The following is a 21,459-nucleotide window of genomic DNA, read 5'->3' on the forward strand; positions in this document are numbered from 1 at the left end:
AAAGCAAACTAAAAATCAGTTTGCTTCAAATTTCATATGAGTTGGCGCAGTGTTCAATGAGGTTTTTAGTTTGTTACTTTTGTTGTTTGGAAATATTTTCACAAAGTTCAGCTACCTCATACATGGAATAGCTTTCAAAATTGTATTGACTGCGTAATTCTTGAAAATAACGTAATAGCTCTTCTAGCATCGCTAAATTTTTAGCTGTATTCTTCCCAAAATTATGGGGATGCCACCATAAATGATAAAAAGCTTGGGCCTTTGCAGCTTCGAGCATACTTTCCTTTATCCGTTTTACCTTTGAGCCCTCGAATACGTGCAATGGACGAAAGTAGGGTCTTAAAAAGGCACTTGAACGAATATTAATCAGTTGCTCGTCCCGCATTTCCTCCAATGTTGCCATATGATGACCAGTAAGATTAATATAGCTATCAAGCCATTTTTTCGCTCCCAAAAATCTGCCTTTTTTCGTAAACTTTTGAGCATCATACAATGGATGATTTTCTGTTCCTCTGTAACAAACATAGCCCGCTTCTACACATGCTTTAAAATAGTCTTTATTCACTTGATTTCTCGGAAAAACCATGGACTTCATGGGCGAAATATAACCCTCGATTATGGTCTTTGTCGCGTCTAAGTCTGCACAAAAGGCAGCTTCTGTTTGACCTTTTTCCAAGCAGTAATAATGGGAAAAGGTATGGCTACCAATTTCCTGATGTGGTGTACGTTTAATCTCCTCTATCAAAGATTTACCAAAATGTAAGAGGTCCTCTTGTTCGTTTTCGCCTACTTTAGCTAGCTGGCTATGTGCTGCATAGCGCATATTGTCATACTTAACAGGGATACCTCGTAAATAATGAGCCATTTCAGCCTTTGATTCTGCAAACAATAGTCCGACTGTCGCCCAAGTTGCATGAATGTCATATTGCTCAAATAACGCAAGTATACTGGGCAAGGCTTTCCGTACACCATATAGGTTTTTATTGTATTGTCCATATCGAAATACATCATGGACGCCCCAATTCAGCTCAAAATCTAATGAAATAACGAGACCCCCACCATTCATGTTGCTACTTCCTCCATTTTTGCACGCCTAGTAATAGTGCACGTATTTTTGATTGGGTAATGTAGCCTGAGTAAACATTGACAACTTGTCCACCAAAGCTTAGTTTGAAGGCACGTACATTTCGATTATCGGTTAATTCACCCATATCATATAAAACAAAACCTTGCTCCTTAAAATGAAGAAGATTATGCCAGATTAAAAAACGATTTGCATAGCGGTAAGGTCTCTTTAAATGTGTCGATATGGCTGACGCCGCACAGGTAGCTTCATAATAAGACATCGCTTTATTCTCATGTACAATATCCAATCGATAGCACAGTGTCTGTCCACAAATACTTTGGATTTCAGATAATAATAATGCTCCCTGTTTGTTGAGAAGCATGATCGTTTCCATTTGTGATTTACCAATACCCTCAAGCTTTTTTCTTTTAGCAAAATGATTATAAAATTGCTGAAAAGCTCGTAAGTTTTCGACGGACGGTTCTTTATATAAAATAACTTGGTAATATTCTTTATGTGCCCGTCGCAATATTTTACGATTCCCTTCAGAAAGTGCTAAATACAATGAAAGTTCATGCCCTTGGAGATCAATATGAATCGCTTCACTTTTAACAAGCTTTCGACTTGGTACAAGTGAATTTGTATAGCCTATTACTTTCATGGATTTTCGAACATTGGCTGGCTTTTCTAAAAAATAAAAATGTTGCATCGCAATATTCCACCGCTTACTTTTAATGGACAGAATGAACATCGCCCCCACTCTCCGTATTTTTTTGTACATGTTGTCGCTCAAAACGAGCAACTTTATAATGTTTCATTCGAATAATAGGTTTATAGCCTAGCTGTCCTAAGCGCTTCCGTTTTCTCCATTGCCAAAAGCTTGCCGTTACCCACAATGTTTGTCGCGGTTTGACTTTTCTGAAATAGGCCGTTATAATTTCGATCTGCTTGAACATATCATAGGCTAAAAAATACGTTTGCTTCGGTAATGCTTCTATTATTTGCAGCGAATCTACACGCCAATTTGTCGCGTGTAATGCAAATGCTGGCTTATTTGTCTCCGCAAAGGAATCCTTATAAACCGTGTACCCTTTATAATAGAGAGCAATGACTTCTTCCTGATCAAGCTGCATCGCTTCCTGAATAGTCATTTCCTCAAATAAGTTGCCCACAGGTTGCTGTGGTGACACATCCTCTGTTGGAGATAATTCAAAGAGCTCCACGTGCTTCAAACGAATAAACCTATCTACGAATTGTTGTCCATATTCTAGCCAATCTCTGAGCTTTCCATACTTTACTAAATAGCGAAAACGGCCAAGTGTATTGCGTTTCCAGTCTACAATTCGTTGATTACTTTTTACATATTCCTTGAACCGTTCCTTTAGCAGCATTAAACCTGTCACTAGCTTTGCACGCTTTGTCCCACTGCTGGCAAGCATCCGCCTAGTAAAATCGATATTCGTACGCCAATCAAATTTGTAAGGCTCATAGCCAATGCTCATATCAAATAGCCGATAATTAGCAGCAAAAGTTCGCTGAATAGATTCCTGATTGACTATACGCCCGGGACCAAATACATTAAATGTCGGTTCATGGGCAAGCGCGTAGGTTACATAGCGTCCACGACAAAAAAGTCCATATGTGAAAGCAATCCACTGATTTTCAAAGACAAGTGCATCAACCTCTACTTGTAATGCCTCTCCATTAAGCATGGTTAAGCGCTCAAAAAAGTCTCTTTTCTTCCCTTTTGTAAAGTCACTCGTATCCAGTTTTTTTGCCCATCGTCGATCAAACAATCGAAACATTTGCCAGAGCTCGTCCTGTGCGGGAACTCTCCTTGTTACTGTACCTAGCTTCCGTAGCTTTCTTTCCCGCCGATCGACCCCATGCAGTTTCCGGCGTTGCTGGAAATGTTGTAGAAAATCTACCTCAGAAAAAGCGAGATAGGGAGTGACCACACGGAAAATATTTGCTCGTAACTGTCTTTCCACGAAATATTGTTCAATGACTTTAGTAGACACTTTACTTTCTAATAAGCCATGCAGTGAAAAAATTACGTGCCGATGCTTTCTAATAAGTTCATCGAACACAAAGGTTGTAGTGTTCATTAACCACTCTTTTTTGACAACAACCCCTGTATAATTGGCAATACCTTCACCCGCAAAGGAATACACCCTAATTCCCCATCGACTAGTCACCGTAAAGGGGAAAAAGGCTAGGATGACTCCTTCATGTTCAATAGCGAAAAGCTCTACTCGTTCTTTTCGCCCAACTATTTGCCACCAATTATAAAACCAAGCAAATTCAATAAAAGGATTATCATTGTCCTCTTCCTCTAAAATGCCATCCCAGATTTCCTTGTACCACATGAGCTCATCATCTGTTCTTATGCGTATTAATTGCAAGTTAATCTCCTTTCTTTACGAGTTCTGAAACAGCTTGTTGATAGACCATTAACGTTTTTTGATACATAGGGGTAAACGTAAAATACTGTAAATAGCGTCGTTCACTCGCATTGCCCATTTTTTGGCTTAAGGTAGCATCCAATAATAAATGACGAAGCCTCTGCTTCAATAATTCTTTATCCTCTCGCTCTACTAAAAAACCATTGCCATGATCCACAACTAACTCTTTAACACCACCCACATTTGTTGCAACAATAGGGAGGCCTATACGCATGGCTTCAATAATAGAGATTGGCAGCCCCTCCCAATCTGACAACAAAACAAATACATGACTTTTCTCCAAATAGGTGTGTACATCTAATTGATCACCTAAAAATATTATGCGATCTGTTAAATTATGCTGTGCAACAAACTCTTCTAGGGCAGGTCGTAGAGAACCATCTCCAACTAATTGAAGTTGCCACGGAACATCCGTCAGTTCTGCTAAAGCCTCCAGCAATAGATCTTGTCTTTTTGGCACTTCAAAACGAGCAACCATCACAATGACTGGCTGCTCCGTATAAGTCTTTTCTGTTGAAGGATTACTGTCTATTGGAGCAATACCATTATGAATAGTAAGCAGTTTATGAGCTGGAGCAACTTTTTTCATGAGTGCTAGCTCCCGATCATAATCAGATACCGTTATAATTTTTGTGGAGAATCGCTGAACCGATTTTTCCATTCGATAGTAAAGCATCTGTTTCCTTTGAGGAACACCTTCTGTAAAGCTCCAACTATGTGCAGTAAAAACTGTTGGGATGTGCAGTAAACTACCCACTATACGACCTATCACACCAGCCTTAGATGAATGTGTGGCTACCACATCAGGGTGTAAACGTTTGATAACGGCTCTTAATTGCCAAAATGTGCGGAAATCCTTTGCTAGATGAATTGCACGTTGCATAGCGGGAATACGGATAACCGTAATTTTTTCCTCTTGTAAGCGCCAAAGGGATGGCTGGTAGGAGCCAGTCACGACAGTTACTTCATGCCCATCTTGCTTGAGTTGGATGGCTAATGCCTCCACATGCTTTTGTGCTCCACCGATTTTATCCATTCGTGTAATAAGCTGAACAATTTTCAGTATGGCCACTCCCCGTAATTTAATAGGCACCCGTTCTTGCTAGGACTACATAAAGGGTTTTCAAAACAATTTGGACATCCATCCAAAAGGAGTAATGATCAACATATTCAATGTCATATGAAATTTTTTGTCCATGGGAAATATTAGAACGGCCGTTAATCTGGGCAAGACCTGTTAAACCTGGTTTTACCTCTAGTCTTCTGGCCTGTAAATTGTTATAGGCATTTGTAATGGTCGGAACCTCCGGACGAGGCCCCACAATACTCATTTCTCCTTTTAATACATTTAACAGCTGTGGAATTTCATCAATACTTAGCTTTCGAAGGATAGCCCCTACTTTGGTAATCCGTGTATCCTGCTCTACTTTAAAAAAGTAGTCATCTGGGATACCATTCGTACATATAGCTGGCATATTGATTGGAACTGCCTGTATACACATTGTGCGTAGCTTCCAAATAACAAAGCGGTGATGATCCAGGCCAGTTCGTATTTGTTTAAAAAAAATGGGGCGACCTGTTGTGAAGAGTAAAATGAGGAATACAGCTAGCATTAGAGGGATTGTCATAAAAAGTAATAATAATGCCCCGGTAATATCAAATATTCTTTTGCCATACTGACCATAGAATGTGAGATTCTTAGTTGTCGAAACGTGCACTTCACCATCCTTTGCATTTTTTTACTACTTAACACTATATATTCATTTTGAACATTTATAGAACTATTTTAAGAAAAGTGAGTCTAGATGAAAAAAAGAGTTATACCAGCGGCACATGCTGAATAACTCGATTTTTCTTATTATATGCGCGCTCCTAAAATTTGGGCATCACATTCGATTTCCACATTACCCTTTAATGCTTTGCTAATCATACATGTTTGTTCCGCTTTTTGTGCGAAGCGAGTAATTTTTGTTTCAAGATGCTCTGTTAAATTTAAGATAACTATTTTAGGCTTATGAATAATTTTTTCATAGGTAAACACACCATTTACTACACTGACATACCCTTCAGACTGCAGAGATAAATCATGTACAGCCACCTCGGATCTTTCAAGAAGAGTCGCTAATGTAATTAAATAACAAGTCGCTGAAGCCCCTAATAACATTTCATCCGGATTTGTACCAATGCCAGGTCCATCCATCTCCTGAGGAATAGAAATTTGCGTTTTCAGATTGCTAGCGTTGATAGTTCCAGTACCATTTCTTCCATCCGACCAAGTTAAGTCCATTGTAAATTTATGCTGAACCATTTTAAATCCTCCTTTACGTACGTATGACAGAAAAATGCTCGTTCTCCCGAGAAGACGAGCATTCAACGCCAATTATGATAAGAGATACGTAACGCCACCATTTTATGATACTGCTGTCTCTAACTCTACCACATTTTAACGGTATGCTCGAAATAAGCGTTAAGTTCTAAAATAGGAATATTTTACTTTACTACATAAAAACTAACTATTATTTTACAAAAAACAATGTGATAAATTTTATGGTAGAATAGAATAAATAATTCATTAGGAGATTTTAAAATGATTTTAACAAAGCAAGAAGCAATACAGGCACTTAAAAAGAACAAGTTTATCGGTTTTACTATTACAACAGGTAATATTATTATGAAAAAGATGAATAAAACCGATTATAATATTTTTGTTTTTGAGGAAGGAAAAGAGAAGCCATTACGTTATGTTGGTTCTATTATGAATGTTATGGCAACGATGAGTGACAAAGCATCCAATAAGGATTTTGTCATTGTAGAACAGCTTCCAACTCAAAATAACGTTGCTGAAACGCAAACATCTGAAAACGAAGCAACGTTAGAAGAGAAAGCTGTAGCAGCAGAAGTAGCAGAAGTAGCAGTCGTTGATGAAACCGAAGAAAGCCGTGCTATAGCAGGCTATGAAGACCTATATAAAATGACAGTAAGTGGTCGCATTATTACTGTACGTGAAAATCGTCCATTAGCTCGTTGTAATGACGAATATGGCTTCCATATTGCACGACTTACAAAGGACGGAAAGGCTTCCAGTCATAATGTCTTTGAACTTTGGAAACAAACATTCCCTGAGGTAGAGCAAACTCAATTCAAAGGTGCCTTAAAAGCAAAATACGGGACAGGTTGTAAGCTAATCGATAAACCTGGTATCCATTTTTAATCTAATTCTCTACTAAACAGTAAACCCTCAGTTGAAAACACTGAGGGTTTACTGTTTAGCATGAAATTCTTTTCGCCATTTGAACAACCTAACTAAGGTAATTTGGCTCACTTTATGAAAACCCGCCTGCTTCAGCTTTCGTCGTCTTCGCCCCTCATACCACGGAGCGATTGTACAGACGGATCGCCCTTCACGCTGCACTTCTACAACAATTTCCTTTAGTAGCTGGGTGTCGTATTCTCTGATGAAAGACATATTGGCAGATAGCTCGTACGTATAGCCGCTCACTTCTTCGTACGCTATATGATCGTGCCTCCTATAAACAATTTGATCTCCATCACCAAAAAAACGATTTCCCTTATAAAAATGCGCGATATAAGCAGGCCGCTCATTCAGTGTCATAATATCCTTCATATGTAGCTCTTCAAAGGGCATATATCCTTGATCGTATTTTTGCTCCGCGATATAGATGTCTATCCTATGAATAGCTACGATTCGTTGAAGGACCCCTTTCATTAATCGTAACCATTCTCTTGTTCGAGCATGCTTTAAAAAATACAACAATTCCCCTAACCTGTCCCGCTTCAATTTCACAAGCTGGTGATTGTTTGTTAATTTTCCTTTTACCCGATCTCGTAATACCATCCATGATCGAATAAAGCCCTCAGTAGTGCCTTTGGTACTCATAATAAATTTTCGTGTAAAATCAATATCGGTATACCATTGAAACTTATAGGGCTCATAGCCACTACCAAAATCATAATAACGAAAGCCTGAATCATGTGCTTTGAGCATGTTTTCCTTTTCTATTAAACTGCCAGGGCCAAACCTATTGAAATCAGGCTCATGGCCCATAGCCTGACAAAAATTACGATCTCTACAGCATAAATCAATAGTAAAGCTAATCCAATGCCCTTCAAATTGCAAACTGTCAACCTCGACTCTAAAGGCTTCATTAGAGACATCAGCCAAGCGTTCATAAAACAATCGAGTCTGTGCTTCGGTAAATCGACTTTTGTCCAGCTTCTTGCGCCATCTTCGCGTAAAAAGCGTAAACATTTTATGAAAATGATTGACGCCAACGTCCTGAAAGTCAAGGTGTCCAAATAATTTTAATTTCTTCTCATAACGCTTAATGCTTTTAAATGTCTTGCGATGCTTTTTTAAAAAGTCATCAACTGTCATTGATTGAAAATCTATAAATGACGTTACAGTTCGAAATATAGAATAAGGCATCTGGTATTCTATCGCATATTTCTCAAGTTGTTGAGAAGTATCTTTACTTTCAATGAGCCCCTGAAACACGAGCAAATAACGCTTATATTTTTGCGTGAACACCTTCAATATATAATGAATGGCCCGCTCCATCCATTGCTTCTCTGCTATCACTTCCATATAAGTCGCATACCCTTGTCCTAAAAAACCAAAGTAATGAATTTTACCAAAACCGACAGTATGAACTAACGGAAAAAATGCCACAGCGGTCCCTTGATGCTCGACTATAAATATTTCTACATTGTCATGTATACCAAGCGTTGCCCACCATGTCGTAACCCATTCGTATTCAATAAAAGGATTATTATTTTTTTCTTGTTCGAGTATACCTGACCAAGTACTTCGATAGGGCTCTAACATGTCCATTGAAGTGATTATTTTATAGTCTAGCACCGCACTGAATCGCTCCCTTTTCGTTATCCTCACCACATATTTAGTAGCCACTATATTCCTAGCAAGAAAGTATTAGAACAGTCCACCAACGTGAAACCCTCCCTATTCAAATGAATAGGAAGGGTTTCGCACACACTATACCTTTATAAGTGGTTCCTCTATTTTAGTGACGGCATTAGCCATATGTGTAGTTGCTATATAGCTAAGTGTCATACCAGGTCCAATCGTTGCACCTGGTCCTGGATAGGTTTCCCCCATAATAGACGCTGAGCAATTACCTGATGCATACAATCCTTCTATTGGTTGGCCATCCTTTTTCACAACACGAGCAAATTCATCCACTACTACTCCACCCTTTGTACCAATATCTCCAGGATAGAGACGCAAAGCATAAAATGGAGCTTTCTTTAACTCTGCTAAATTAGGGTTAGGTAATGTCGGGTCCCCGTAGTAATTATCATAAGCACTATCGCCTCGATTAAAGTCATCATCATGACCATTGTGTGCAAAGATGTTAAAACGATTGACCGTCTCGACTAAGTTTTCTTTCGGCACATCCATTTGCCTCGCAAGATCCTCAATCGTTTCGGCACTTTTCACGATTCCATGGTCATACCAGCTTTTCGGAAACGCTTGTCCAGGAAACAGTCCTGTAAAAATATAACGGCTTTTAGCAGCTGTATCAATAAGTATCCAGGAAGGTACAGCCTGCTTCGTCTCCTCTTGATGTTTGTACATTGTATCTACAAACTCATGATAAGGTGCTGCTTCATTGACATAGCGTTGTCCTGCACTATCTACAACCACCATATTAGGTACACCCCTATCAGCCACAAGGAAGAATGGCTGTCCTTGTGGATCAATAACAGAAGGTGCTCCCCATACCTTATCCATTAAATCGAGAGTAGCTCCAATTGTCACACTAGGTTCAATGATATCCCCTGTTTGCCCCACAGGTGAAGATGTCCAAGCAGCATTAGTAGGAGCTGGTAAATACTTTTCCCTCAATGCCTGATGATGTGAAAAGCCACCCGACGACAAGACAACACCTCTTTTTGCCTCTATCCGCTGCTCTTGTCCATCACGTTCAATTATCACGCCAACTACTCTTTCATTATCCATTATGAAATTTTTAAAAGCCGTTGATAACCAAAGCTCTCCATTTGCTTCGGCAAGTGATAATCGTAGACGAGCCACTAATGCTTCACCTAGCGCTACTGGCTCGCTCTTTGTCACCTTAGATTTCACTAAACGTATTCCTAATCTCAATGCTGTTGTTTTCCCTTTGAACGTTCGCGTAATCATATTGACCTTATGAAACTCGTAACTATTCATCGTAAAGCCTTTGGTCGATAGAGTTGCTCGACGCATATGATCAGCTAGTGAGCCCATTTTTGTTAAATCGAAAATAAGTGGTTCAATGGAGCGTCCCTGCGACAAACCACCCAATTTTTCAGGATAATAATCGGAATAGCCTTTGGCATATTGGAAGCGCATATGGTTCGTTTTATTGTATAAAAAACGCAACATTTCTGGCCCTTTCGTGATATAAGCTTCCTTTAACGCTTCGGGTACACGATCACCTATTGTGGCATCTAAATATTGGCGTGCAAGTTCATGTGTATCTGGGACACCTTCACCTTTAATAACATGATTATTGGGAATCCATAAGGCACCACCAGAAATTGCAGAAGCACCACCATAACGATCTGTTTTTTCAATGACTAATGATTTCAATCCTTGTAATTTTGCTGATAAACCTGCTGTCAATCCCGCTGCTCCAGACCCTACTACAACTACATCAAAACTTGCATCCCACTTCATTCAACCATTCCTCCCCTATGAGCTAAATCGATGAATATAATCTCCCTCTTAAAGAAGTATAGAATTAAACTAATTTTCAGTCAATTTAATAGGTTCGCCATTTTCCTACATAAAGCTGACATCCCATTTCAAGAAAGTTTGCTACAAGCATATTCAACTTTACTTAGCATATATTTGAAAAAACGACTTTAAGTTTATGATGAGGCGGGGGATTTTACAGGTGAGTGCAATGATACTTGGTGGATTTCTATTTTTCAGTGTGAGCTTTGGTGGCGCAATTGCCTGGATTTTCTCTAAGCTATTTCAACATACAACACAAGGGCTGTCATTATTATGTGGTGGTTTTCTAGTAGGCCTACTCGTTCTAGATATCATTCCTTCTTCCTTTCAAATCTATCAATCATTTGGAATTATACTCGGTATTTTTATTGGCTATTTCATTTTTCAACTGTTAGATACTTTATTCCATGCTTCTCATGCGCAAAATCCCTCTGTCTCCCTACTAACCCTTGCCATGATTATTCATACCATACCCATTAGTCTTACTGTTGGCAATTTACTTGGTAATGCAGCACTAAGTATTTCTCTCACAGCCTCCATTATTCTTCACCATGTTCCTGAAGGTTTTGCCCTATCAACCGCACTCATTTCTCAGGGCGAGAGGCTATGGAGACTTTTTATTTATTTCTTTATCTTCTCTGTCTTTTTCAGTATTTTCATCTGGTTTGGGCAATATTGGGCATTACCCGAAAAGGCACAGGGTATCTTAATGGGCATATCTATAGGGTTGATTGCCACAGCCAGCATCTCTGAATTCATTTTGCATCAACTAAGGTATGTCTCGTTCAGATCATTTTTTATGTATCTCATTTTAGGCTATCTCCTAAGCTATATCTTCCATACACTGGTCGAATAGACTATGAAATTAAAGTAAAACCGTTTATTCCTTTATTCCTACTTGCTTTGCCATGAGCTGCGAGAAAAAATGACAAAGGCCATCGAGAGTGAGCTTTTCGACGACCTTTGCCATGAATTCAAGTAATCCACAATCATAAGGTGGATTGCTTTTTATTGTTATTCCTCGTCACTTAATTCCATTAGTGTGAGTGTAAGAATTTTTGAAACCTCTGCACGAGTAAGATTTCCTTTCGGATTAAACTTACCATTCGTACCATTTAAAATCCCTAATTGCTGCAATAAACCAATAGACTCTACTGTTTCCTTGCGCATTTGATTTTTATCTGTAAATGTATTGGTCTTGCTTACTTTAGAAAGATCCACTTCCATAGCTTCTAAATATCTCGCTGTCACGTATGCCATTTCCTCACGTGTAACAGGTTTTTTGGGCTCGAACTTACTACCATCGAAAATATCAATTAAGCCATACTCTTCTAAAATGGCTACTTCCTTCGCACCCCAAAAGCCATTAAGGTCCGTATAAGTAGCTGGTCCTTCATAATCTTCATTTACATCTAAACCTGATGCTCTGAAAATAATAGCTGCCAGTTCTCCACGAGTAACTTGTCCATTTGGATTAAATGTTGTGGCAGATGAGCCATTTATAATATCTGCTTGATAGAGCAATTGAATATAGCTCTCTGCCCAATGTCCAATTGCATCCTTGAAGTACCCACCTGGTTTTAACTCCACATCTGCACGAGCAAATACTACTAACATACTATTTAAATCTGCCGCACTTATAGCTTCCCATTTATTTGCCGTAAAGATTTCACTCTTAAAGCCATTTCCAGTTTGCGTAATTCGAATTTGAATAGCTTTACCGAATAATTTCTTAATTTCTTCATAGTTTTCCGTAAAATCTTTTTCGCCTTCCGGATAAAGATTTGTACCATCTTTATAGGATTGAAGAATCGCCTCTAGTGAAATTTTCACGGTTATATTTGTATTCGTTGTAACGATTGTAACCTCATTATTTTCATAGCCTACCTTAGATAGTAGTAATATTTTATAGATATCTTGATAGGACATGGCTTGTAATTGATCAGCAGCTGCTACTGTTTGCTTTTGATGAATCAAATTTGCAACATCTACCGCTTCCTGTGCATACGCTTGTCCACCCAATCCTCCTGTAAAACATACAATGCTTAGTGCTCCGGCTAACATTATTTTCTTCATTACTATTTCCTCCTTTGATCTATAAATTCAGTGTACTAAATCAATAGTTTGTATTTCTATAAAAATATGTAAATTCTACAATAATTATATAAAAGACCTATTTTCGTCCTATTATAATAGGACTATCTCTATTTTCACTCACAGCAAAGACCATTGAAGAAATAAGATAAGTTTTTATGTTATGTATGCATAGGCTAGTCATTTACAAAACATCATTCCCTTTATATATGCTACTAATGTAATAAATATGAAAAATTAGGTATAAAGTAACTAGTCCTACATTGAATCACCATTGACATACAATAGTGAAGATTAACCTTCAGGAGGGTGCTAAATGGTTATTACCCCTGGTATTTCAGATTTACCTTATAGAATTCAAGTAGATGGAACAAAGCTGTTCACCTTGACTGCAGAGGAAATAACATGGGAGCTAGTAAATGGGATATTCATTCAGGTATGGGGCTACAATGGTTCTACACCCGGTCCGACCATCCGCGTTTTTCCAGGGGATCGTGTTTGTATTCGTGTAATTAATCGGTTGCCCGAAAAAACAAGTGTACATTGGCATGGCTTAATGGTGCCAAATGCTATGGATGGTGTACCACCTATTGAACCATCCCCTTTTATTGAACCGGGGCATTATTTTGATTATCACTTTACGATAAAAAATCCACCAGGGACGTATATGTATCACTCTCATGTAAATGTAGCTGTGCAAGATAATGCTGGCCTATTAGGAGGGTTTATTGTTGAAGATCCAAGCAAACAGAACCTTTCACAGCACAAAGATTATTTATGTTTATTACAGGAATGGGCAGTTGATCAATTACCCTGGGGGGCTCTTACGAAGGGCACGTATCCTTTAAATTTTAAGAAGCCAGAATTTAATTTTTTTACGATGAACGGCAAGTGCTATCCCTTCACCAAATCCTTATCTGTAAATTTTGGTGATACAGTAAAAATTCGTTTTGGCAATATCCAAATGCATCACCATCCCATCCATTTGCATGGCCATCAATTTCATGTTGTTGGCGCAGATGGTTTTCCAATTGCTCGTCATACCCAAATCGCAAAAAACACTATTCTTGTGGCATCTGGTGAAACGTGGGATATAGAATTTCTGGCCAATAACCCAGGCATTTGGCCTCTCCATTGTCATATGCCTCACCACGTTACCAATAACGGCGCTCCTGATGTTGGCGGGATGTTTACCACAGTGGATTATTGTTAAGACATGGACAGCTTAGTTGCTGTTCTTTTTTATTTCTACAGTTATGTTTAGTCGATATTGGGTACATACTTGTAAAGGAGCAAGACCATAAACTTTATATCATTATAATAATAGAGGCTATCATTTGATTTTATATTGCCTAAAGAAGTAGTATGGAATAGTATCGAAGGATTTTTTACATATCCACACTATTATATTAATGTAACAATTTTAAAGGAGGAATTTCGATGAATTATCAAAATATTACGGTCGCAGGTAGCGGTGTCTTAGGAAGTCAAATTGCTTATCAATCTGCTTTTAAAGGTTTTCAAGTAACCATTTACGATATTAACGACGAGGCGTTGAAAAATGCACAGGATCGTATTACAAAATTGAAACCACTTTATCAACAAGACTTAGGAGCTACACAAGAAGAAGTAGATGCTGCCTATGCTCGACTAACATTTAAAAGCGACTTAGCACAAGCTGTTGCTGATGCTGATCTTGTAATTGAAGCAATCCCTGAAGTTGTCCAAATTAAAACAGAATTTTATACGAACCTTGGCAAAGTAGCACCTGCCAAAACAATTTTTGCGACTAACTCATCTACTTTATTACCTAGCCAATTTGCAGAAGCAACAGGCCGTCCTGAGAAATTTTTAGCTCTACATTTTGCCAATACTATTTGGAAAAACAACACAGCTGAAATTATGAAACACCCAGGCACAGATATGAAAGTATTCGATGAGGTTGTTGCATTTGCACGTGCAATCGGCATGGTTCCACTACCATTATATAAGGAGCAACCTGGCTATATTTTAAACTCATTGCTCGTACCATTTTTAGATGCCGCCGAATCTTTATTAGTAAAAGAAGTGGCAGACCCGGAAACAATTGATAAAACATGGATGATTGGTACAGGCGCGCCTCTTGGTCCATTCGCCATCTTAGACATCGTTGGTATCAACACTGCCTATAACATTGTTGAAGCAAAAGCAACGGCTACTGGTGATGAAAACATGAAAAAGCTTGCCAACCTACTGAAAACAGAGTACATCGAAAAAGGTAAGCTCGGTCGTGCAACAGGTGAGGGCTTCTATACCTATCCAAACCCAAGCTTTGCTAAACCAGATTTCTTAAAAGGTTAATGAAAAGAGAGCAATTGTCCACAAACAAGGATAATTGCTCTTTTTTTGGCTTAGGTGAAGAAATCCCAAAAGCTAGGGGTATTGATAAATTCCTTTGTCGCAAGTTTTTCAATAATTTTTAATTTAATCTCCTGCTCCAAATCTTCTCTTTCCTGATAGCTTGTCTGATGGAGACATTGTTTAATTTTAGGTGAAAAATTCTCGATGAATTGAAGTGACTCCTCGTGATAGCTATTTTCCCTTTCCATCTCTTACCCCTCCTCTTTACGAAGCTTTTGTTGTAGTTTTTTTAATGCCTTTCGATGAAGATTCGATATATTTTGGGGTGTTGTTTGTAATGTTTCAGCAACAGCTTTTATCGAATAATCATGAGCATAAATCATTTCTAAAATTTGAAGCTGCTTATCCGTTAAGCTTTTCAAAGATTGAAATAATTCTTCATTTTCAACAGCGTCTAATAACCCTTCTTGAATGATTTCGTCCTTTCTCACCCTCCCAGTCTCAAATAGACCATCGTCTACAATTAATAAGAAACGGTCGTGTAATCTTCTCCTTTTTTTATCAAAATCCAAGCTATAGAAATAAATTAAATTACTGACATATTTTATTTTTTGAACATTTATATAGTGTAATTGAAATGTTTCATCAACCAATTTCATATTACAATCAGTTGGATATAAAATTGCTTTTTCAACCAAATAAAGGTTTTTAGCATTAGCCAAAAAGCTTTTGATAATTGGATTTTTTATCTGTTCCATATTCCTGCCAAAAAAATTCTCGATTTTATAGTTCTCGTTTTTCATCATCATCACTCCTATCTATCCGCCTTCTTGCTAAATAAAGTGACTATCATCTATCTATTATAAACCAAAATAAGAACAAATGTTCTTAAAAATCAAATTAATATTGTTTTTATTTAACTTAAAACCACTTTTACATATGTAAGACACAACATTGGTGAAGGAGGAAGATGTCATGCTAACACCCGAAAATATTCAAATGTGGATGAACTTAATTGGTAATTCAGGATTTCCAATGGCCATCACCATCTATCTCTTTATGCGATTTGAAAAGAAAATGGAAAATTTAGAAGCTGTCATCATAAGAAGTTTAAATAAACATGAGGAATAGTAAAAAAAATACGGCAGCATCCTGTTAATGAATGCTGCCGTGTGATTTCGCTCTGTCTATGCATACAATATATGTAAAAATAAATATTTCTGAGATGGGAGGGGATTATGATTACTCACAATACAATGGTATCAGCCGATATAGCCATAACCATTTTTTTCATGCTAGGCATCACTTATAATTACTTTTATGATTCATTCCCCATTCAAATTGAATACTTGGGCAATCTTGTATTTTGGCTGATACTCCCATTATCAATCATTATTGTTGCGCTAAGCTTATGGTTACTGAAAAAGAAAGTAAGTATGGTTAGCACTTTATTAGCTCTTTTTATTGCGGTTATTACTTTATTCATTGTATTGTTTTTTTGAATTTTGCATAAATGCCTTTGAAGTTTGGATTTACTTCAAAGGCTTTACATATAAAACCATATAATCTTCATCAAAGCATTGCTGGTCTATTTTTAAAGCTCTCTTCTCTGTCCCGAACATTAGAAAGCCTAATGATGTGTACAGTCCTTTTGCCGATTCATTAGAAGATACTACGGTTAAGTTAATCTGCTCTACATCGGCTAATTGCTTTCCTTGCTTGATTATTTCCTGCATCAAACGTTTACCTAAGCCATGCCCTCGCTTTTTGGGAGACACATAAACAGCAAAAATACTTGCCTTATGCTTTAGCTTCATTTTGCTTTCCTGCACTAATGTGGCAACCCCACACAACTCATTCTGATCAAATGCTCCGAAGGTAAAAGAACCTTGCGCTTCCAGTCTACTTGCAAACAACTCAAGCGCCATATCTTTTTCCTCTTCAAAGCTTGAACCAAATGCCTCAGGATTTGTTTGTAATCCCTCTAATCTTAATGTTCGATAGGATGTAGCATCTTGTGCTGTTAATAACCTAATTTCCATATGTCTTCCCCTCCCATTTCTATTGATCGCTAACAACGTTTTTAAAACGTTAAAAACTTTTTTCTAAAGTAACATCCGTAAAAATTGTTCAAAATGAACGCCTGCCTCGCGCGGTACTTGCTCCTTGGAAGTCGCTTCAATAGCAGCTGCTAAAAACGTCTCTGCTAGCTTCATGGATTCCACTAAATCCTGCCCACGCATCATGCCGCCCATAATAACAGACGCAAATAGATCACCCGTGCCTGAGTAGCTTTCACCATTATAGTCACGAATACTATGGAAAGACCGCTCCGCATCGACAAACATATTGCCCACATAACGCTTGCCCGCAGCTGTTGGTGGATTCAAGCCAGTTATAATGATTTTTGCACCAGTGGCCTGTTGGAGCTGCTGACCCGCTTCTTCTAGGACCTGAATATAATCTATTTCATGCTGATAGCTTTGCATCCTCTCAAACGACAAACCTGTGAGCAAGCAACATTCCGTCACATTTGGCGTAATAATGTCGGCACACTTTACTAGCTCCTTCATTCGCTCCAGTAAGTCGCCCGTAAACATTTTATATACCTCACCGTGATCCCCCATTACAGGATCAACTAGCAAGGTTGTATCTGTTGAGTGAAACACGCCTAAAAAACGAAAAATATTATCGATTTGCTCTTTCCCTGTAACAAAGCCCGTATGAATGCCATCAAAGCTCGCCCCAAGTTTGCTCCACTCATCCATAAAGTAGTCCATCCTTGAGGTTAAATCCTCACAATAAAAGCTCGAGTATCCTGTTTGCGCCGTTAAAATCGCAGTTGGCAATGGCACCGCCTGCATACCCATCACAGATAATACAGGCATTGCAGCCGTTAACGAGCACTTCCCAAAGGATGACATATCCTGAATTACAGCCACTTTTTTCATCATACATTCCACCTAACTCATCCTGTTTATACTCACCTCATCGTATCACAATTCGTAAAATGCGAAAATATCCATCAACTGACCTCTAACTTTTTTATAAAATTGACACTTTTACAACAGTCAGTCCTTTGCTAAAGTAAAAATCATCAAAATATTCATCATAGTGAGGAAGATAAAGATGCAAAATATACAAAGATCATCCTATACAAGACCACGTACGAAAACATTTGATTTAGTCATTACAGCCATTTTAGCGGCACTTGTTTTCGTTGCAACCATGTTTATTAATCTAAAATTACCTTTTGGTCAAGGTGGGCTGATTCACTTAGGGACATCCATGCTGTTTATCTCAGCCATTTTATTTGGTCCAAAAAAGGGAGCACTTGCAGGAGCCATCGGAATGGGCTTGTTCGATATCGTAGGGGGCTGGTTAATTTGGGCACCCACTACTATTATTTCACGCGCATTACAAGGCTTTATCGTTGGTAAAATTGCTTGGTCAAAAGGATATAAAGGCGACCATATTGGTTTAAACATTTTAGGGGCTGTTGTATCCATGCCCGTAATGATTGCCGTCTATTATATCGGGCAAGCGATTATGTTCAATAGCTGGATTGCACCGTTAGCATCCATTCCTGGTGATGTTATTCAAAACATGGTTGGCCTAATTATCGCTATTCCAGTATGTGTCGTTCTGAAAAAAACCCCCTATTTCAAAAGGAATTTTTAATATAAACACGCCATCCTGCTCATTTATTTTGCAGCTCGAATGGCGTTTTTTTCTTTCCTCGTATATAGAAAACGGCTAATTTTCAGGATAACGTGAAATTAGCCTCGATCATTTTCATACTATATGGTGGAGGTGGTAAAAATGCCAAGAGTAAAATACCGTGATGCAGACGTTGCATTAATGGCAAGGATGATGCGAGCAGAGGCTGAAGGTGAAGGACAGCAAGGTATGTTATACGTAGGCAATGTGATTGTCAATCGCGCTGTTGCATCTTGCTTAGACTTTAACGATGTTAGAACTATCGAGCAAGTGATTTATCAAGTGCAAGGAGGAAATTATTCATTTGAAGCCGTTCAAAAAGGCAATATGTTTTACCAACGTGCCAGAGAAACGGAAAAAAGATTAGCCAAACAGAACTTAGACTTCTGGCGTCAGCACCCAGCCAAATACGCCCTTTGGTACTTCAATCCGTATGCCCCATGTCCCCCAACATGGTACGGCCAACCGTTTACAGGGCAATTTAAAAATCATTGCTTCTATGAACCAGCACCAGATACTTGTGAAAGTGTTTATATGGGGTAAGTCGTTGAAAGAGGAATACCTTATTTTACAGGTATTCCTTTCATCTATTTGACATTTTTTTGCCTGCTCTCATACGCTGTTCCTTCAATAATAGTACTCCCATCAAGCCAATGGCGGAGAATAAAACTGGGGTGAAAAACCCATAGTAGTACCCATCCCCTAAATAACCTGAAGTGGATTGAAAATAATCCAACACATAGCCAAAAATAATCGGTAGTAATGCAGCGCTTAAAAAGCCTCCCGTATTCGCAAAGCCAGAAACGATACCAGATTCACTGATAGGAAAAGTTTGGCGAACCGCCGCGAACGTTAAGGCACTTGCTCCATATCCAAAGCCGATGATGAAGAATAGTATAATAAGTAAATAAAGGGACGGATGCCCCTTCCGTAAGAGAAAGGATAACCAACTCAATAAAACAGCCAATTGAACACCTATATAAGGCTTCTTAATCGTTTCTAGCCGGCCAGCTAGCCAGCTTGTTAGAGGAGCCCCGATAAGTGCTCCAAAAAGACCAATCATAATTAGCTGACTGGCCTCTGAACGTGTCATCTCATACATATGGATTCCGTAGGGAACAGCCCACGAACTGATAAAGCCAACATATCCCCCAACAACCCCAAAATGGCAAAAAAATAAAGCCCAAGCTTGTCGATTTAAAAATATTTTCCGTAATAAAACAGACGTTTTCTCACGTTGTAGCACTTCAGCTTCCACTATCGATTTTACTGAAAAGATACGTTTCGCATTTTTAACAAGTACAAAATAAAGAAGAACACCACATAAACATAATAAGAGTCCCGTTGAAAAAAATGAAATTCTCCAACCCAATAAAAGAATCAAAGTAGCAAAAGGAACCGTCGCCAATAAGAACCCTAGACTACCTGTCATACCTGCAAAGCCAATTAAACGAACAAATTCCTTCTTCTGAAACCATTGTGCCAAAATAAGCACCATATTCACCCAAATGGTCGCGTCTCCTATACCAGTAAGTATTCTAGAAAAAAATAGGATGAATTCATGTGTACCTAGACTATACAGAATCGTGCCTAGCCCTGTAAGGATAGCACCCATTATAAGAAACAAGTTCGGTCCAAACCGATCAGCTAAAACCCCCATCGGAATTTGTAAACTCGTATACACAAAAATTGGATACTCGTCAATAGCCCAATGGTCGATGCCATCACCCCAAAATCGCTCATCAATTGGTCTGTAATTAACCCGGGAGCAGTTCGTTGACTGGCCATTAACAAATACGTAAACAATACCGCAACAAACACAACCCATCTATATCTGTGATGTTGTTTGTCCAATAATCACTACTCCTATTAGTTTTTACCTTATGTATATGAATTGGTGGTTGGGGGGAGACCTTTTTTTGCCAGTGTCACATTTAATATTTCAAACCTATTTCAAAAATTTCAAATAACCAATTGCACCCAGCTGCAAGCTAAATGTTGGAAATATATGGACCATATTTAATTTCTAGAAAATTGAACTTAAAAACACATAAAGACCTAGGTCCTAATGGATGAGGAAAAATCATATAAACTGGATGGTCTAAAAAATGTTAAACCCTTTAATATATAACACGTAGGTTGCTTAACATCCTTACAGACCTTTTTAGTAGGGAAACATCGCTTTCCAGCTAAACATGTCCTATCGCCTATTTTTCAGAATCATAGTTTGAAGCCGGAGATGATATATTTATGGACTATGCAAAATTAATAGACCACACATTACTTTCACCTAATACGACCGAAAAAGAAATCATTCAATTATGCCAAGAAGCCATACAATACGGGTTCGCATCTGTATGCGTGAATCCTACATGGGTGAGCTTATCTGCTGATCTATTACGTGAGTCGGATGTGAATATATGCACAGTAATAGGATTTCCTTTAGGTGCAAACACAACTGAAACGAAAGTATTCGAGACTTTAAATGCCATTGGTAACGGAGCCACCGAAATAGATGTAGTGATGAATATAGCAGAATTAAAAAATAACAAAAACAACATGCTAGTGGAAAAAGAAATTTCAATGATTGTCAACGCTGTACAAGGAAAAGCGCTAGTAAAAGTGATTATAGAAGCATGTCTCTTAACAGATGAAGAAAAAATTCGTGCATGCCAAATAGCCGTAAAAGCTGGCGCCGATTTTCTTAAAACCTCCACAGGTTTTTCACTGCATGGAGCAACTGCTAAAGACGTTGCGATAATGAGACAAGCAGTCGGACCAAATGTTGGGGTAAAAGCTTCAGGCGGAGTAAGTACCATGGAAGATATAAAATTTATGATAGATGCAGGTGCCTCAAGAATAGGCACTAGCTCTGCTGTAAAAATACTTCGTTAAAAGTGAAAAAAACCGTCCAAATGGGCGGTTTTAAATCACTTAGCCATATGCATAAAGGGAAATTTAAATGAGCGTTTATTTGTAGAACCCATGAGGCTTTTACGCTTAATTGATGA

General features: G+C 38.3%; 22 protein-coding genes and 1 pseudogene. 9 read left to right on the plus strand and 14 right to left on the minus strand.

Annotated features, from left to right (window positions below; translation table 11 throughout):
• Window positions 1-73: 73 nt before the first annotated feature.
• The 6 genes from ACOZBY_RS18250 to ACOZBY_RS18275 all read right to left on the minus strand — a co-directional run bounded on the left by ACOZBY_RS18250 (window position 74) and on the right by ACOZBY_RS18275 (window position 5,839).
• The gene (locus tag ACOZBY_RS18250) at window positions 74-1,066 is read right to left on the minus strand and encodes a polysaccharide deacetylase family protein (protein ID WP_012292306.1); all 993 of its coding nucleotides are present in this window, start codon (window positions 1,064-1,066) and stop codon (window positions 74-76) included.
• 4 nt (window positions 1,067-1,070) lie between these two features.
• A complete protein-coding gene (locus ACOZBY_RS18255; RefSeq protein WP_036217878.1) occupies window positions 1,071-1,775 on the minus strand; it encodes a hypothetical protein in 705 nt (234 codons plus the stop codon).
• A gap of 22 nt (window positions 1,776-1,797) precedes the next feature.
• Window positions 1,798-3,471 carry a GNAT family N-acetyltransferase gene (locus ACOZBY_RS18260; protein WP_198695056.1) on the minus strand — a complete coding sequence of 558 codons (1,674 nt, stop codon included), beginning with the start codon at window positions 3,469-3,471 and terminating at the stop codon, window positions 1,798-1,800.
• A 1-nt stretch (window position 3,472) separates the two neighbouring features.
• The gene (locus ACOZBY_RS18265) at window positions 3,473-4,603 is read right to left on the minus strand and encodes a glycosyltransferase family 4 protein (RefSeq protein WP_031417731.1); all 1,131 of its coding nucleotides are present in this window, start codon (window positions 4,601-4,603) and stop codon (window positions 3,473-3,475) included.
• Window positions 4,604-4,613: 10 nt separating this feature from the next.
• A complete protein-coding gene (locus tag ACOZBY_RS18270) occupies window positions 4,614-5,249 on the minus strand; it encodes a sugar transferase (RefSeq protein WP_012292302.1) in 636 nt (211 codons plus the stop codon).
• A gap of 140 nt (window positions 5,250-5,389) precedes the next feature.
• Window positions 5,390-5,839, minus strand: a complete 450-nt coding sequence (locus ACOZBY_RS18275) for an SACOL1771 family peroxiredoxin (RefSeq protein ID WP_281486915.1) — start codon at window positions 5,837-5,839, stop codon at window positions 5,390-5,392.
• A gap of 279 nt (window positions 5,840-6,118) precedes the next feature.
• On the opposite strand from ACOZBY_RS18275, the gene ACOZBY_RS18280 reads away from it, so the two are divergent.
• Window positions 6,119-6,742 (plus strand): hypothetical protein, encoded by a 624-nt coding sequence (locus tag ACOZBY_RS18280; protein WP_012292300.1) that lies wholly within the window; start codon window positions 6,119-6,121, stop codon window positions 6,740-6,742.
• A 48-nt stretch (window positions 6,743-6,790) separates the two neighbouring features.
• Here ACOZBY_RS18280 and ACOZBY_RS18285 read toward each other — a convergent pair whose 3' ends face one another.
• Together ACOZBY_RS18285 and ACOZBY_RS18290 are read right to left on the minus strand one after the other, a co-directional pair.
• Entirely contained in the window at window positions 6,791-8,410 is a 1,620-nt protein-coding gene (locus tag ACOZBY_RS18285; protein ID WP_281486914.1) for a GNAT family N-acetyltransferase, read from the minus strand.
• Window positions 8,411-8,545: 135 nt separating this feature from the next.
• Window positions 8,546-10,234, minus strand: a complete 1,689-nt coding sequence (locus ACOZBY_RS18290) for an FAD-dependent oxidoreductase (RefSeq protein ID WP_036217870.1) — start codon at window positions 10,232-10,234, stop codon at window positions 8,546-8,548.
• Window positions 10,235-10,463: 229 nt separating this feature from the next.
• On the opposite strand from ACOZBY_RS18290, the gene ACOZBY_RS18295 reads away from it, so the two are divergent.
• Entirely contained in the window at window positions 10,464-11,150 is a 687-nt protein-coding gene (locus ACOZBY_RS18295; protein WP_227256897.1) for a ZIP family metal transporter, read from the plus strand.
• Between the two features lie 158 nt (window positions 11,151-11,308).
• Here the strand turns inward: ACOZBY_RS18295 and ACOZBY_RS18300 are convergent, their stop codons facing one another.
• Window positions 11,309-12,370, minus strand: a complete 1,062-nt coding sequence (locus ACOZBY_RS18300; RefSeq protein WP_281486913.1) for an S-layer homology domain-containing protein — start codon at window positions 12,368-12,370, stop codon at window positions 11,309-11,311.
• A 334-nt stretch (window positions 12,371-12,704) separates the two neighbouring features.
• Between ACOZBY_RS18300 and ACOZBY_RS18305 the strand changes: the two genes are divergently transcribed.
• Both ACOZBY_RS18305 and ACOZBY_RS18310 read left to right on the plus strand, forming a co-directional pair.
• Window positions 12,705-13,601 carry a copper oxidase gene (locus ACOZBY_RS18305; protein ID WP_012292295.1) on the plus strand — a complete coding sequence of 299 codons (897 nt, stop codon included), beginning with the start codon at window positions 12,705-12,707 and terminating at the stop codon, window positions 13,599-13,601.
• 227 nt (window positions 13,602-13,828) lie between these two features.
• The gene (locus tag ACOZBY_RS18310; RefSeq protein ID WP_012292294.1) at window positions 13,829-14,728 is read left to right on the plus strand and encodes a 3-hydroxyacyl-CoA dehydrogenase; all 900 of its coding nucleotides are present in this window, start codon (window positions 13,829-13,831) and stop codon (window positions 14,726-14,728) included.
• Between the two features lie 50 nt (window positions 14,729-14,778).
• Here ACOZBY_RS18310 and ACOZBY_RS18315 read toward each other — a convergent pair whose 3' ends face one another.
• Window positions 14,779-14,976: a hypothetical protein gene (locus tag ACOZBY_RS18315; RefSeq protein ID WP_012292293.1), complete on the minus strand. Its 198-nt coding sequence runs from the start codon at window positions 14,974-14,976 to the stop codon at window positions 14,779-14,781.
• 3 nt (window positions 14,977-14,979) lie between these two features.
• Window positions 14,980-15,537, minus strand: a complete 558-nt coding sequence (locus ACOZBY_RS18320) for a sigma-70 family RNA polymerase sigma factor (protein WP_281486912.1) — start codon at window positions 15,535-15,537, stop codon at window positions 14,980-14,982.
• A 166-nt stretch (window positions 15,538-15,703) separates the two neighbouring features.
• Between ACOZBY_RS18320 and ACOZBY_RS18325 the strand changes: the two genes are divergently transcribed.
• Complete coding sequence (locus ACOZBY_RS18325) at window positions 15,704-15,859, plus strand: YvrJ family protein (RefSeq protein WP_080695160.1); 156 nt, start codon at window positions 15,704-15,706, stop codon at window positions 15,857-15,859.
• A gap of 107 nt (window positions 15,860-15,966) precedes the next feature.
• Window positions 15,967-16,230 (plus strand): hypothetical protein, encoded by a 264-nt coding sequence (locus ACOZBY_RS18330; RefSeq protein WP_012292290.1) that lies wholly within the window; start codon window positions 15,967-15,969, stop codon window positions 16,228-16,230.
• A gap of 30 nt (window positions 16,231-16,260) precedes the next feature.
• Here the strand turns inward: ACOZBY_RS18330 and ACOZBY_RS18335 are convergent, their stop codons facing one another.
• Both ACOZBY_RS18335 and ACOZBY_RS18340 read right to left on the minus strand, forming a co-directional pair.
• The gene (locus ACOZBY_RS18335) at window positions 16,261-16,770 is read right to left on the minus strand and encodes a GNAT family N-acetyltransferase (protein WP_281486911.1); all 510 of its coding nucleotides are present in this window, start codon (window positions 16,768-16,770) and stop codon (window positions 16,261-16,263) included.
• Window positions 16,771-16,833: 63 nt separating this feature from the next.
• Complete coding sequence (locus tag ACOZBY_RS18340) at window positions 16,834-17,682, minus strand: pyridoxamine kinase (RefSeq protein WP_281486910.1); 849 nt, start codon at window positions 17,680-17,682, stop codon at window positions 16,834-16,836.
• Between the two features lie 175 nt (window positions 17,683-17,857).
• Here ACOZBY_RS18340 and ACOZBY_RS18345 point away from each other — a divergent pair, with 175 nt between their 5' ends.
• The gene (locus ACOZBY_RS18345; protein ID WP_012292287.1) at window positions 17,858-18,409 is read left to right on the plus strand and encodes an ECF transporter S component; all 552 of its coding nucleotides are present in this window, start codon (window positions 17,858-17,860) and stop codon (window positions 18,407-18,409) included.
• Between the two features lie 141 nt (window positions 18,410-18,550).
• Window positions 18,551-18,991, plus strand: coding sequence for a cell wall hydrolase (locus ACOZBY_RS18350; protein WP_025116607.1), 441 nt, complete (start codon window positions 18,551-18,553; stop codon window positions 18,989-18,991).
• 40 nt (window positions 18,992-19,031) lie between these two features.
• On the opposite strand, the pseudogene ACOZBY_RS18355 reads toward ACOZBY_RS18350, so the two are convergent.
• Window positions 19,032-20,302 (minus strand): annotated as a pseudogene (locus ACOZBY_RS18355) (MFS transporter).
• Between the two features lie 396 nt (window positions 20,303-20,698).
• Between ACOZBY_RS18355 and deoC the strand changes: the two are divergent.
• Complete coding sequence (gene deoC / locus ACOZBY_RS18360; protein ID WP_031417744.1) at window positions 20,699-21,343, plus strand: deoxyribose-phosphate aldolase; 645 nt, start codon at window positions 20,699-20,701, stop codon at window positions 21,341-21,343.
• Window positions 21,344-21,459 lie beyond the last annotated feature (116 nt).

Origin of the sequence: Lysinibacillus sp. NPDC056220 (assembly GCF_049315265.1) — a bacterium.
In the GTDB taxonomy this organism is placed as follows: Bacteria; Bacillota; Bacilli; order Bacillales_A; family Planococcaceae; genus Lysinibacillus; species Lysinibacillus pinottii.